General features: G+C 71.6%; 12 protein-coding genes. 6 read left to right on the top strand and 6 right to left on the bottom strand.

Going from position 1 to position 13,326, the window contains the following annotated elements; all coding sequences use genetic code 11:
* Nucleotides 1-99: 99 nt before the first annotated feature.
* On the bottom strand, nt 100-2,292 hold the full coding sequence (gene recG, locus ABR571_RS15145) for an ATP-dependent DNA helicase RecG (protein ID WP_409454059.1): 2,193 nt from the start codon (nt 2,290-2,292) through the stop codon (nt 100-102).
* Nucleotides 2,293-2,302: 10 nt separating this feature from the next.
* Complete coding sequence (locus tag ABR571_RS15140) at nt 2,303-3,868, bottom strand: DAK2 domain-containing protein (RefSeq protein WP_409454036.1); 1,566 nt, start codon at nt 3,866-3,868, stop codon at nt 2,303-2,305.
* A 175-nt stretch (nt 3,869-4,043) separates the two neighbouring features.
* Here ABR571_RS15140 and rpmB point away from each other — a divergent pair, with 175 nt between their 5' ends.
* Nucleotides 4,044-4,235 (top strand): 50S ribosomal protein L28, encoded by a 192-nt coding sequence (rpmB, locus tag ABR571_RS15135; RefSeq protein WP_409454035.1) that lies wholly within the window; start codon nt 4,044-4,046, stop codon nt 4,233-4,235.
* A 63-nt stretch (nt 4,236-4,298) separates the two neighbouring features.
* Here rpmB and ABR571_RS15130 read toward each other — a convergent pair whose 3' ends face one another.
* Entirely contained in the window at nt 4,299-4,778 is a 480-nt protein-coding gene (locus tag ABR571_RS15130; RefSeq protein ID WP_409454034.1) for a GNAT family N-acetyltransferase, read from the bottom strand.
* Between the two features lie 32 nt (nt 4,779-4,810).
* Nucleotides 4,811-5,749 carry a thiamine-phosphate kinase gene (locus ABR571_RS15125; RefSeq protein WP_409454058.1) on the bottom strand — a complete coding sequence of 313 codons (939 nt, stop codon included), beginning with the start codon at nt 5,747-5,749 and terminating at the stop codon, nt 4,811-4,813.
* 171 nt (nt 5,750-5,920) lie between these two features.
* On the opposite strand from ABR571_RS15125, the gene ABR571_RS15120 reads away from it, so the two are divergent.
* Both ABR571_RS15120 and ABR571_RS15115 read left to right on the top strand, forming a co-directional pair.
* Complete coding sequence (locus tag ABR571_RS15120; RefSeq protein WP_409454033.1) at nt 5,921-6,157, top strand: Lrp/AsnC ligand binding domain-containing protein; 237 nt, start codon at nt 5,921-5,923, stop codon at nt 6,155-6,157.
* Nucleotides 6,158-6,233: 76 nt separating this feature from the next.
* Nucleotides 6,234-6,764, top strand: coding sequence for a DUF3515 domain-containing protein (locus tag ABR571_RS15115; RefSeq protein WP_409454032.1), 531 nt, complete (start codon nt 6,234-6,236; stop codon nt 6,762-6,764).
* A 42-nt stretch (nt 6,765-6,806) separates the two neighbouring features.
* Here ABR571_RS15115 and ABR571_RS15110 read toward each other — a convergent pair whose 3' ends face one another.
* Both ABR571_RS15110 and ABR571_RS15105 read right to left on the bottom strand, forming a co-directional pair.
* The gene (locus tag ABR571_RS15110) at nt 6,807-7,697 is read right to left on the bottom strand and encodes a hypothetical protein (protein WP_409454031.1); all 891 of its coding nucleotides are present in this window, start codon (nt 7,695-7,697) and stop codon (nt 6,807-6,809) included.
* Nucleotides 7,698-7,801: 104 nt separating this feature from the next.
* The gene (locus ABR571_RS15105; protein WP_409454030.1) at nt 7,802-8,518 is read right to left on the bottom strand and encodes a MerR family transcriptional regulator; all 717 of its coding nucleotides are present in this window, start codon (nt 8,516-8,518) and stop codon (nt 7,802-7,804) included.
* Nucleotides 8,519-8,670: 152 nt separating this feature from the next.
* On the opposite strand from ABR571_RS15105, the gene ABR571_RS15100 reads away from it, so the two are divergent.
* The 3 genes from ABR571_RS15100 (at nt 8,671) to ABR571_RS15090 (ending at nt 13,296) form a co-directional block, all read left to right on the top strand.
* On the top strand, nt 8,671-9,882 hold the full coding sequence (locus tag ABR571_RS15100; RefSeq protein WP_409454029.1) for an acetyl-CoA C-acetyltransferase: 1,212 nt from the start codon (nt 8,671-8,673) through the stop codon (nt 9,880-9,882).
* Nucleotides 9,883-9,916: 34 nt separating this feature from the next.
* Nucleotides 9,917-12,073 (top strand): 3-hydroxyacyl-CoA dehydrogenase NAD-binding domain-containing protein, encoded by a 2,157-nt coding sequence (locus ABR571_RS15095; protein ID WP_409454028.1) that lies wholly within the window; start codon nt 9,917-9,919, stop codon nt 12,071-12,073.
* Nucleotides 12,074-12,177: 104 nt separating this feature from the next.
* Nucleotides 12,178-13,296: a CaiB/BaiF CoA transferase family protein gene (locus ABR571_RS15090; RefSeq protein ID WP_409454027.1), complete on the top strand. Its 1,119-nt coding sequence runs from the start codon at nt 12,178-12,180 to the stop codon at nt 13,294-13,296.
* Nucleotides 13,297-13,326 lie beyond the last annotated feature (30 nt).

Below are 13,326 nucleotides of genomic sequence, written 5' to 3'. Positions count from 1 at the left end.
CGCCGATCCCACTCGTTCCCGTGTGTGGCCAGCCGGCGGGCGCGACACGCCGCCGGTAACCCGCTGCGTCGCCACACGCCGACCGTTCGACCTGTGTGCTCACGCCTTTTCCAGGTACTCGGCCTGGTCGTCGTTGACGAGCGCGGCCACCTGGGCAGCCAGCAGCGGATGCTCGGCCAGCGTCGGATCCGCGGCCACGATGTCACTCGCCTCGGCCCGGGCCGCGGTGATGAGGTCCTCGTCGCGCAGCAGGGACAGCAGCCGGAGCTGGCGGCGGCGTCCCGACTGCGCCGCGCCGAGCACGTCGCCCTCGCGGCGCTGCTGCACGTCGAGGCGCGCGAGCTCGAAACCGTCGGTGGTGGCGGCCACCGCATCCAGCCGTTCGCGGGCCGACGCGTCGCCCACGACGTCGGTGACCAGCAAGCAGAGACCCGGATGGCCGCCGCGACCCACCCGGCCGCGCAGCTGGTGCAACTGCGAGATGCCGAACCGGTCGGCGTCCAGCACGGCCATCACCGTGGCGTTCGGGACGTCGACGCCGACCTCGATCACCGTCGTCGCGACCAGGACGTCGATCCGTCCGGCCGCGAAGTCGACCATCGTGCGGTCCTTGTCCTCCGGGGTCAGCCGACCGTGCAGCGGTGCGAGCCGCAGCCCCGCGAGCGGTCCCTCGCTGAGCATCGGCAGCACCTCCTTAACCGCCAGCGGCGGCCGCCGCTGGCGGTCACCCACACCTTCTCCGTCGTCGTAGTCGGCCAGCTCGGCGTCGAAGTCGGCGAGATCGCCGCCCTCCCCGATCCGCGGGCAGACGACGTAGGCCTGCCGTCCGGCCGCGACCTCTTCGCGGATCCGCTGCCACGTACGGTCGAGCCAGCCCGGCTTCTCGGCAGCCGGCACGACGCTCGTCGCGATCGGCGCCCGCCCGGCCGGCAGTTCGGACAGCGTCGACGTCTCGAGATCGCCGAACACCGTCATCGCCACCGTCCGCGGGATCGGGGTGGCGGTCATGACCAGCACGTGGGGCGGCGTCGTGGCCTTGCCCCGCAGCGCATCCCGCTGCTCGACGCCGAAGCGGTGCTGCTCGTCGACGACGACCAGACCCAGGTCGGCGAAGCTGACGTGCTGCTGAATGAGCGCGTGGGTGCCGACGACGATGCCGGCCGCGCCCCCCGCCGCGTCGAGCAGCGCACGCTTGCGCGCGGCGGCGGGCAGCGAGCCGGTCAGGAGGGCGACGCGGGTGGCCGTCTCGCTGCCGCCGAGCTCGCCGCCGCGGGCGAGCGGTCCGAGCAGGGTGTCGAGGGTGCGCGCGTGCTGGCCGGCCAACACCTCGGTCGGCGCCAGCAGGGCGGCCTGGCCGCCGCCGTCGACGGTTTGCAGCATCGCGCGCAGGGCCACCACCGTTTTGCCCGATCCGACCTCGCCTTGGAGCAGCCGGTGCATCGGGTGATCGCGGCCGAGCTCGTCGGCGACCAGGTCCCCGACCTCCCGCTGCCCGGCGGTCAGGGTGAAAGGCAGCGCGGCGTCGAACGCGTCGAGCAGGCCGCCCCTCCTGCGGCGACGGGGAACGGCCGGGTTGGCGCCGGCCAGCCAGCGCCGCTGCGCCAGCGCGAGCTGGACGCCCATCGCCTCGTCCCAGGCCAGCCGCCGGCGGGCGGCGGCCCACTGCTCGCGGTCGTCCGGCTCGTGCATGGCCCGCAGGGCGGCGTCGAGAGACAAGAGGCCGCGGCGCGCCCGGACCTCGGCGTCGAGCGGGTCCGGTACCGGGTCGAGCACCTGCAGCGCCTGCTGGACAGCGTTGGAGATGACCCAGGTGCGCACCGACTGGGTGGCCGGATAGATCGGGATCAGCCGGCCCGCGTAGACGTCGGCCGCGGTCTCGTCCAGCGAATCGCCGCGCAACAGCACGTACTCGGGGTGCACGAGCTGGCGCGTGCCGTTGAACACGCCAACCTTGCCGGAGAACAACCCGCGCGCACCCGGTTGCAGCTCGTTCTTGCGCCAGGTGCTCCGGCGGCCGAAGAAGACCAGATGCAACTTGTCCGGTCCGTCGCCGACGACGACCTCGAGTCGCGGGTTCGCCGGCGGGCCTTTGACCGCGGTGGTGCGGACGTCGGCCACGACGGTCACGTCGTCGTCCACGCGCAGCGAGGACAGCTCGGTGAGTTCACCGCGTTCGGCCATCCGGCGCGGGTAGTGGGCCAGCAGGTCCGCGACCGTCTGCATGCCGAAGGCCTTCTCGAGCGCCTTCGCGGTGCGACCGCCGACGGTGTCGGCGAGCTTCGAATCGAGCATGGGCACGGAGCTACTCCACGCCGATGATCACCGGGTGGTCGGGTTGGCCGCCCAGGTAGATGGTGACGTCGGTGAACGGAGCGCGCTCGCGCACGTGCGCCTTGATCTGGTCTCCGGTCCGGGGTGGCGCGTCGGCGCCGACCAGCACCGTCATCAGCTCGGCACCGACTCCCAGTAGCCGGTCGACGACGGTGAACGCGACCGCCAGCATGCCCCGCCCGATCTCGACCACGTCGTCGTCGATGAGGCCGAGGATGTCGCCGGGCTGGCAGATGCCGACCGCGGTCAGCGCCTCGGTGCGGGCGACCGTCAGCTCGGCGTGCCGCGTCGCCGCCGCCGCCTCGGCCATGGCGATGACGTCGTCGTCGAAGCGGCGGGTGGGGTCGTGGACGGCGATGGCGGCCAGGCCCTGCACCGGCGACCGGGTGGGGACGACCGACACGTGGTTGCCCTGTGCCCGCGCCCGCTCGGCGGCCTGTTCGGCCACCCCTGAGACGCGCGCGGCATTGGGCAGCAGGACCACGTCGCGCGCGCCGGTCGCCCGGATCGCGTCGAGCACGGCGTCGACCGACGGCGGACTGTCGCCTTCCCCTTCGACGACGTGCACGCCCTCAGCTTCGAAGAGGTGGGCAAGGCCGACGCCCGGTGCGACTGCCACGACGGCGATCGCGCCGCGCTGGGCGGCGTCACGCATCTGGTCGGAGAAGCGCACGACCGAGATCTCGTAGGGACGCCCGGCGTTGACCCCTGCTTCGATGGCCGCGCCGACGTCGTCGACATGTGCGTGAACGTTCCACACGCCTTCTCCGACGGCCACGACGGCGACCGAGTCGCCGAGGTCGGCCAGCGCATCGCGCAGGACGTCCACAGCGCCCGACGATGCCTCGAGCAGGTACTGCACCTCGAAGGCGAAGTCGCCGCCTTCCCCGTGGGCGGCCGACGCCGACCGAAGCGGCACGCGGACCGGGGCGATGGGCGTGACGACGCCGGTGATCGTGCGGGCCAGCGCCTCGAGCAGGACGACGAGCCCTCGGCCACCCGCGTCGACCACCCCGGCCTGCGCGAGGTCGGCCAGTTGGCTCGGCGTGCGCTGCAACGCGACGTCGGCGGCCCGGACTGCGTTGACGACGATCTCACCCAGGGTGGCTCCGAGCGCGCCGTCGCTCGCGGCGCGGGCGACGGTGAGGATCGTCCCTTCGACGGGGGTGACCACCGCCGTGCGGGCCAGCTCGGCTCCGCGGTCCAGGCCGGCGGTGATCGCCGGGGCGTCGAGGTCGCCGCTGGTCGCATCGGCCAGGCCACGCAAAATCTGCGACACGATGAACCCGGAGTTCCCGAGTGCCCCGTGGGCTGCACCGACGGCCATCTCGGCCAGTGCGGCGCCGGCATTCGCCGGCTGCGCCGCACCGAGGGCGGCGTCGGCCGAGCGCAGCGTCGTCACCAGGTTGCTGCCGGTGTCGGAGTCGGCGACCGGATACACGTTCAAGGCGTCGATCTCGGCGCGGTGCGTCTCGAGCAGGTCGACCGCGCTGCGGCTCCACCGGCGCACGGCGTCGGCATCGAGCGCGTCGAGCACTGGTCCCCCTCTCGGCACCCGTTGTCCGCGCAGGATACTTGTCCGGCCCGGCGAATCCGGGCGGTTTGGATGCGACGAGCCGCAGACGTTAGACTTCTCCGGTTGCCCCGCATCACTTCGGGTGCGCGCGGATTCGTCAATCAACTCGTCTTGATCGATCAACAGGGAGTCTCCAGTGGCCAGCGTCTGCGATGTCTGCGGCAAGGGGCCGGGCTTCGGCATGTCGGTCTCGTTCTCGCACCGCCGTACCCACCGCAGGTGGAACCCCAACGTGCAGACCGTGCGGGCGCTCGTCGCTCCGGGCATCCGCCGTCGGATGAGCGTGTGCACCTCGTGCCTCAAGGCCGGCAAGGTCACCCGCGGCTGAGCCCCATCCCGACCGCTTCGCGGCCCGTCTCGCATTGCGAGGCGGGCCGTTCGCTTTCCCGGCTCATCGCAACTGCGGCGCGGGCAGCGCCTTGCCGAAGAACAGCGCGTGCGGGTGGCAGGCGTAGTGGCCGAACGGGGTCACCGGCGCGTAGCTGTTGCGCTCGTACATCGCGACCGCGGCCGGCTGTTCGGGACCGGTGTTGAGCACGAGGCAGGTGAGCCCGGCCTCGGCCGCGGTCCGCTCGAGTTCGGCGAGGACCCGCTCGGCCAGCCCGCGCCGTCGAGCAGCGGGGACGACGTACATCCTCTTGATCTCGGCCTGACCCTCGGCATCGGCCAGGCGGCGCCAACCGCCCGTCGCCACCGCGACCCCGTCGAGCAGGCCGACCAGGAACAGCCCGTCCGGGGGCGCGAACTCGGCCGGGTCGACCGTTGCGGCGTCCTGGCCGCCGTACATGACGACGTACTCCGCCTGCACCTCGGCCACCAGTCGCGTCACGTCGGGGTCGTCGTAGGGACGGATCTCGATCTCGAACGGCACGTCGGAACCATACGAGCCGGGCCCGACACGCTTCAGCGGTAGTGCTCGTGACCGCCCACGGGCCACCGCCGCCCGTCGACCCGGACGCCCTCGCCCTCGGCGACCGTGCCGATCACCCGCCACGGCTCGGGGAGGTCGGTCCCCTTGGGGAAGGTGGCGGCGAGGGCGTAGTCGTCGCCGCCGGTGAGTACCCAGACCATCGGGTCGACGTTGAGCGCCGAGCCCACCTCGCGCAGCTTGGCCGGCACATCGAGCGTGTCGGCCCGCAGGTCGATCCGCACCCCGCTCGCGGCCGCGACGTGTCCCAGATCGGCCACCAGCCCGTCGCTGACGTCGGTCATCGCGGTGGCACCGAGGGCAGCCGCGTTCGGCCCTTCGAAGTACGGAGGTTCGGGACGGCGGTGCGCGGCCACGACCTGCACCGGCGACCGGAACCCGCGGCCGAGGACGGCGAACCCGGCTGCCGCCCAGCCCACCCGTCCGCACAGCGCCACCAAGTCCCCCGGGGCCGCCCCGTCGAGGGTGACCGGCGGGCGGCCCTGCAGGTCCCCGAGCGCGGTGAGCGCGATGGTGATGCAGTCGGCAGCGGTGACGTCGCCGCCGACGATGGCGGCCTGGACGTGCGCGCATTCCTGGCGCAGGCCCGCCAACAGCCCGTCCACCCACGACAGTTCGAGCGTGCCCGGAGCGGCGAAGCCGACGAGCAACGCGGTGGGCAGGGCACCCATGGCCGCGATGTCGGAGAACGCGCGCGCGGCGGCTTTGTGCCCGACGTCCTCGGCCGTCGACCAGTCGCGGCGGAAGTGCCGGCCCTCGACGAGGAGATCGGTGGATGCGACGACCCGGCCGTCCGGCGCGGCCACCACGGCTGCGTCGTCGCCCGGGCCGATCAGGGTGCTCTCGACCGTCTCGAGGCCTTCGGTGACGCGCGCGATCAGCCCGAATTCGCCGGCGTCGGAAACGGTGATGATCTTGCTCCTTACAATCGGGCGGACGGGTTCGGGCCCAGGGCGGTGATGACTGGGACTGCCGGAGCCGCGCCTGCGCTACGTTCTACCGGTCCGCACATCTCGACGAGCCTAGGACGCGCCGCGAACGGCCGGACGGCGCGCCGGGCCGCGAGTCATTCGGAAGGCAGGCACGTGAGCGTCAGCGCGTACATCCTCATCCAGACCGAGGTCGGCAAGGCCGCCTCGGTCGCCCAGCAGATCAGTGGTCTCGCCGGCGTCGCCAGCGCCGAGGACGTCACCGGCCCCTACGACGTGATCGTGCGGGCCGAGGCGGCCAGCGTCGACGAGCTCGGCAAGCTGGTCGTCGCCAATGTGCAGTCGGTCGCCGGCATCACCCGGACGCTGACCTGCCCGGTCGTCCACCTCTGACCGGAGTCCCGCGATAGATCCCGTCCACCGCCGGGCGGCCCTCATCGCCACCGGCGTCACCCTGCCGCTCGTCGCCGTGGTCGCGATCGGCATCGTCGCCCTCGGCGGCGGCGGCTCGGGTTCGGACTCGACGACCGATCCGACGGCCGGCGCGCCGCCCCCGGTGACGGCCCCGGCGCCGCCGCTCGGTGCGGCCGAGGCGGCTCCGTGCGCGAAGGTGCTGGCCGAGTTACCGGTGCAGCTCGGAGCCCTCAACCCTCGGGTCGTCCACACCGAATCGCCGTACGTCGCGGCCTGGGGCGATCCGGCGGTGGTGCTGCGCTGCGGCGTCGACCGGCCGAAGTCGCTGACAGCCGGTTCGAGCGCGGAGTTCATCAACGGCGGGGACCTGGCCGGGCCCTACTTCGACGTGACCCGCAGCCGGGACGGCAACGTCTACACGACGGTCGACCGCGGGCCGTACATCTCGATCACCGTGCCGACCAAGTACCAGGGCGGGACGGTGTTGCCGCCGCTGGCGACCGCGATCGCCAAGGCGCTGCCGCCGGTGTGCAGCACCGATCCCGACGAACCCGACCCCGACAAGCTCTGCACCCGCCGCAAATGAGGTCGACATGCAATCGCGGGGTTGTGAGCCCGCGATCGCAGGTCAGAGCAACAGCGCCTGGCGAAGCTGCGCGGCCACGACGCCGGGCTGGGTCCTTACGATCACGCTCGGGAAGCGCAGCACCAGTGCGTCGTCGAGGGTGATCTCGTTCTGCCGCAGCTGGTCGTCCCACCAGCGTCTTGCGCTCAGGTGCAGTGCGCCGTCGACCTCGACCACCACGAGGCGGCCGTCGCGGCGCCGCCAGCTCGCATCGAGGTAGCGACGGCGACCCCCGCGCTCCTTCCGGACGGCCTGCTGGATCGGCGCCGGCAGCTCGAAGCGGCGACACAGCCGCACCAGGTCGATCTCGCTCAGCGCGTCGGCACCCTGTGCGATGTCGGCCACCGCGCTCGTCAGCGCCGCGCGGTGACGGGTTCGCGACATCCGGGCCAGTGAATCGGACAGGTCATCCGGTCGCACTATGCGTTGCTGAACAGCGGCCGCGAACAGCCCACAGGCCGGGCGCGGCGAGTCGAAGGTGCTCGCGGCGACCACCATGGCGTCAGCTCGGTGGTGCACACCGCGCTGGGGTGCCAACCGCACCTCGCTCCACTCGCGTCGCCGGTGCAGCCGGAAGGCGACCGGACACCGTGAGCTGCGCCGGGCGCCGAGGGGAACGACCAGGTCGACGGTCTCCCGCTCCCAGCCGCTGAGGCCGAATGCCTCGGCGGCGGTGAATCCGCTCAGCAGGGCTCGCGGTCCGCCGTGGACACGGGCCACATGCCAGCGTTGCTGCCTGGTGAGCGGTCCGTTGTGCAGGGCGATCGCGTATCCCCAACGGCGCCAGCGGCCGGCGGAAACCTGCGCGCGGATGGCGTCCGGCGACCAACCGCGGGCTCGAAGCTCCGTCCACGTCATGATCAACCGCGGATCGTTCAGGGCATACCCAGCCACTCGACAAGCCTCTCGCGGTGGCTGCCGGCCCGGACTGGCCTGTGGACGACGGACCGACGTGCAATAGCGGGGCGGCCGCGCCGCTATTGCATGTCGGTAGCGCGTCAGGATTCGAGGCGGCGGTGGGCGGCGGCGTCCGCCGCCCGGGCGAAGGCGCCGAGCAGCCCCTGCAGCGCCAGCGGGCGCATCCGGTCGAGGATCGCCACCACCTGCTCGTGATCTATCTCGCCGCGCTGGTAGGGCCCCCAGATGGCGCGCGCGAACAGGTCGGTCAGCCCGTCGGCCACCGCGGTCGCGTGCTCGTCGATGATCTCGGCCGACTCACGCAGCACCGACTGTGGCACGGGTAGCCGCATGAGCTCCGCGGCGTGGCCGAGCAGGGCCGGTGAAGCCCGGAACATCCCGTCCCCGTGCCGCTCCAGCGCGCCGACGGCGACCAGGTAGTCGACCTGCTCGTCCTCGATCCGTTGGCCGATCCGCCGTTCCAGACCGGCGCGGTCCAGCTCCTCTGTCTGGTCCGGCAGCCACGGCGTCAGCACCGCGCTCTGGACCGCGTACTCGGCCGGCGTCGCGTTCTCCGGGATCCGGGCCAACACGCGCTGAATCGCCGACAAGGTGTAGCCGTGCTCTTGCAGCGTCCGGATGAGGTCGAGACGCAGCCGGTGCCGCGCGTCGTAGTAGGCGACCCGGCCGCGCCGCTGTGGCGGCGGCAACAGCCCCTCGCTTGCGTAGAAACGCAGCGTGCGTACCGTCATCCCGGTACGCGCCGCCAGCTCGTCGACGGTCAACTCCCCGTCGATCGCCGCCTCCACGCTGCTCACGCGCCGAGCGTAGACGGTTCCGGGTGCACAGGGACACAATCACTGGCACTTGGCGACTGTGACAGTAAGACTGGGAGTATCAGGCACCAGCAGTCCGCTCCCCGGCCAGCACCGGCCCCGCACGATCAGCACCAGACAGGACGGAACAGAACATGACCGAAGCATTTGTCTATGACGCCGTGCGGACACCGCGCGGCCGCGGCAAGGCCAACGGCTCGCTGCACAGCGTGAAGCCGGTCTCCCTCGTGGTCGGGCTGCTCGACGAGCTGCGCAAGCGCAACGTGGGCCTCGACCCGGCCAACGTCGAGGACGTCATCTTGGGCTGCGTCTCCCCCGTCGGTGAGCAGGGCGCCGACATCGCGCGTACCGCGGCGCTCGCCGCCGGGTACGAGACCTCCGGTCCGGGCTTCCAGCTCAACCGCTTCTGCGCCTCCGGCCTGGAGGCCGTCAACATCGCCGCCCAGAAGGTGCGTTCGGGCTGGGAGGACCTCATCCTCGCCGGGGGGGTCGAGTCGATGTCGCGCGTGCCGATGGGCTCCGACGGCGGACCGTGGGCCCAGGACCCGGAGACGGCGTACGCAACCGGCTTCGTCCCGCAGGGGGTGGGCGCCGACCTGATCGCAACGCTGGAAGGCTTCAGCCGCGAGGACGTCGACACCTTCGCCGCCGAGTCGCAGCTGCGCGCGGCCAAGGCGATCGCGAACGGCACCTTCGCCAACTCGATCGTTCCCGTCGTCAACCTCAACGGCCAGGTGCTGCTCGACCATGACGAGTTCCCGCGCGCCGGCACCACCGTGGAGACGCTGGCCGGCCTCAAGCCCTCCTTCGCCGCCGTCGCCGAGATGGGCGGATTCGGCGCCGTGGCTCTGCAGAAGTACCACTGGGTCGAGAAGATCAACCACGTCCACACGCCGGGCAACTCGTCCGGCATCGTCGACGGCGCGTCGGTCATGGTGATCGGCAGCGAGAAGGCGGGCACCGGCAACGGGCTCACCCCCCGGGCCCGGATCGTCTCGGTCGGTGTCGTCGGCTCCGAGCCGACGATCATGTTGACCGGCCCGGCGCCGTCGGCCCAGAAGGCGCTGGCCAAGGCCGGCCTGACCGTCGACGAAATCGACCTGTTCGAGGTCAACGAGGCCTTCGCCGCAGTCGTCATGAAGTTCATGCGCGACCTGAACGTCCCGCACGAGAAGGTCAACGTGAACGGCGGCGCCATCGCCCTGGGCCACCCGCTCGGCGCCACCGGCGCGATGATCCTCGGTTCGCTGGTCGACGAGCTCGAGCGGCGCGATTTGCGTTACGGCCTGGCCACCCTGTGTGTCGGCGGCGGCATGGGTGTCGCCACCATCGTCGAGCGCATCTGACCCGCGACCGAAACCAACGGAAGAGACCACATACATGTCTGAGAACACGATCCGCTGGGACCAGGACGCGGACGGCATCGTCACGCTGACCCTCGACGACCCGAACCAGCGGGCCAACACCATGACCGACGACTTCCGCTCGTCGCTCGCCTCGGTCGTCGACCGCCTCGAGGCCGAGAAGGACACGGTCGCCGGCGTCATCGTCACCTCGGCGAAGGACACGTTCTTCGCCGGCGGTGACCTGAAGCTGCTGGCCCAGGTCACCGACGAGAACGCGCACGAGTTCGCGGCCGGCGTCGAGAAGATCAAGGCCGACTTCCGGCGCTTCGAGAAGCTCGGTAAGCCGACCGTCGCGGCGCTCAACGGCGCCGCGCTCGGCGGTGGCCTCGAGATCGCGCTCGCCTGCAACCGGCGCATCGCACTCGACAACCCGAAGTCGCAGTTCGGGTTGCCCGAGGTCACCCTCGGCCTGCTGCCCGGCGCCGGCGGCGTCACGCGCATCGTCCGGCTGCTCGGCATCGCCGACGGCCTGATGAAGGTCCTGCTGCAGGGCACGCGTTACAAGCCCGCCGAGGCCGTCGAGCTGGGAATCGTCGACGAGCTGGCCGCGACGCCGGACGAGATGCTGGCCAAGGCCCGCGACTGGATCAAGGCCACCCCGGCCACCGAGCAGCCCTGGGACGCCAAGGGCTACCGGATGCCCGGTGGCGCCCCGTCCAACCCGAAGGTCGCCGGCATGCTGCCGGCGTTCCCCGGCAACCTGCGCAAGCAGCTCAAGGGCGCCCCGATGCCGGCGCCGCACCACATCATGTGTGCCGCCGTCGAGGGGGCGACCGTCGACTTCGACACCGCTCTCGCGATCGAGGGTCGCTACTTCGTCAACCTGGCCAAGGGTCAGACGGCGAAGAACATGATCCAGGCGTTCTGGTTCGACCTGAACGCGATCAACGGCGGCGGCTCGCGCCCGGCCGGCTTCGAGAAGCGGCCGGCCAAGAAGGTCGCCGTGCTCGGCGCCGGGATGATGGGCGCCGGCATCGCTTACGTCAGCGCGCGCAACGGCATCGACGTCGTGCTCAAGGACGTCTCCCTCGAAGCGGCCGAGAAGGGCAAGGCGTACTCACAGAAGATCCTCGACAAGGCGGTGTCGCGCGGCAAGATGGCGCAGGACAAGGCCGACGAGATCCTCGCCCGGATCACGCCGACAGACGACTACGCGGCGCTGGCCGGCTGCGACCTCGTCGTCGAGGCGGTCTTCGAGAAGGTCTCGCTCAAGCACGAGGTCTTCCAGCAGACGGAGGGCGTCGTCAACCCGGACGCGCTGCTCGGCTCGAACACGTCCACCCTGCCGATCACGATCCTGGCCGACGGCGTGCAGCGCAAGCAGGACTTCATCGGGCTGCACTTCTTCTCTCCGGTCGACAAGATGCCACTGCTGGAGATCATCCGCGGCGAGCAGACCTCGGACGAGGCGCTCGCCCGCGCGCTGGACTACTCGGCCCAGATCAAGAAGACGCCGATCGTCGTCAACGACAGCCGCGGGTTCTTCACCTCACGGGTCATCGGCACGTTCGTCAACGAGGGCCTGGCCATGTTGGGTGAGGGCATCGCCCCGTCGACGATCGAGCAGGCGACCACGCAGGCCGGTTACCCGGTCGGGGTGCTGCAGCTGGCCGACGAGCTCAACCTCGAGCTGTTCCTCAAGATCCGCAACGAGGCCAAGGAGGCCGCGGGCGACGGCTACGTCGCCCACCCGGCCGAGGCGATCGTCGAGAAGATGGTCGAGCTCGGCCGCCCGGGCCGCCTGCGCGGCGCCGGTTTCTTCGACTACGACGAGTCGGGCAAGCGCACCGGTCTGTGGCCGGGGCTCGCCGAGCACTTCCCGATCCAGGGCGACCCGTCCAAGGTCGACATCCATGAGCTCGAGGAGCGGATGCTGGTCATCGAGGCCGTCGAATCGGCGCGCTGCGTCGAGGAGAACGTCATCATCGAGACGGCCGACGCCAACATCGGGTCGATCATGGGCATCGGCTTCCCGCCGTGGACCGGCGGGGTGCTGCAGTACATCAACGGTTTCCCCGGCGGCGTGGCGGCGTTCGTCGCCCGCGCCGACGAGTTCGCCGCGAAGTACGGCGCGCGCTTCGAGCCGAACCCGCTGCTGCGCAAGAAGGCCGAGAACAACGAGACGTTCTGACCTCCAGGTCTCCGCGAGTTGTCCCGGCCTCGTCCGCGTAGGTCCGGACGGGGCCGGGACAACGTCGAAAGGTGAGGGTGGCTGTGGCCGGTCCGCTTGACGGAGTGCGAGTTCTCGAGCTGCCGGCCATCGGGCCGGTGCCCTTCCTCGGCATGCTGCTGGCCGACCTGGGCGCCGAGGTGATCCGGATCGACCGGTTGCCCGGCGCGGCGGGTCTGGGCGATGCCTTGGCCGCCAGCCCGCTCGGCCGCGGTCGCCGCTCCATCGCGCTCGACCTGCGCAAGCCCGGCGGCGCCGCCGTCGCGCTCAAGCTGGCCGCGTCGTGCGACGCCCTGATCGAGGGCTTCCGGCCCGGCGTCGCCGAACGGCTGGGCCTCGGCCCGGACGAAGTGCTGGCCGCCAACCCGAGGCTGGTCTACGGGCGGATGACGGGCTGGGGGCAGTCGGGCCCGCTCGCCCCGACAGCGGGGCACGACATCACCTACCTCGCGATCACCGGGCTGCTGCACGGCATCGGTCCGGCCGAGGGACCGCCCGTTCCCCCGGCCAACTACGTCGCCGACTTCGGCGGCGGGGCGATGTTCCTGGCGACCGGCCTGCTCGCCGCGCTGCTGCACGCACGGGCCACCGGCGAGGGGCAGGTCGTGGACGCGGCGATGACCGAGGGTGCGTCCTACCTCGGCTCGATGACGCGCACGTTCGTCTCCCGCGGCGGGTGGAAGGACGAGCGCGAGGCCAACATGCTCGACGGCGGCGCGCCGAACTACCGCTGCTACGAATGCGCGGACGGCAAGTGGGTGGCGGTCGGCGCGATCGAGCCGCAGTTCTGGTCAGCGCTCCTCGCCGCGCTGCAGCTGGACGAGGCGAGCACCCCCACGCCGTATGCCCCGCAGGACTGGGACGAGTGCAAGAAGGTGCTCGCCGAGACGTTTCGCACCAGGACGCGCGATGAGTGGGCCGCGGTGTTCGAGCCGCTCGATGCCTGTGTGGCGCCCGTGCTCACGCTGGCCGAGGCGCTCGAACATCCGCACAACGTGGCTCGCGGCTCGTTCACGTCGGTGGCGGGCGCGCCGATGCCCGGTCCCGCGCCCCGCTTCTCGGTGACGCCCGGCGCGGCCGGGCCGGTGCCGGAGATCGGCAGCTCGACGGCGGACCTCCTCGCGCAGCTCGGGTACGGCGAGAGCGAACTGGCCGAACTCCGCAACGCCGGCGCGATCGCCTGAACCGGGACCGGCGACCGGAATAGCACTCGC

Source organism: Jatrophihabitans sp., assembly GCF_046262535.1.
Classification (GTDB): domain Bacteria; phylum Actinomycetota; class Actinomycetes; order Mycobacteriales; family Jatrophihabitantaceae; genus Jatrophihabitans.
This window is presented reverse-complemented; position numbering and strand designations above follow the sequence as displayed.

Excerpts from the sequence above, each read along its gene's own strand:
- recG (WP_409454059.1), bottom strand. The coding sequence starts at position 2,292 with ATGCTCGATTCGAAGCTCGCCGACACCGTCGGCGGTCGCACCGCGAAG.
- ABR571_RS15100 (WP_409454029.1), top strand. The coding sequence starts at position 8,671 with ATGACCGAAGCATTTGTCTATGACGCCGTGCGGACACCGCGCGGCCGC.
- ABR571_RS15095 (WP_409454028.1), top strand. The coding sequence starts at position 9,917 with ATGTCTGAGAACACGATCCGCTGGGACCAGGACGCGGACGGCATCGTC.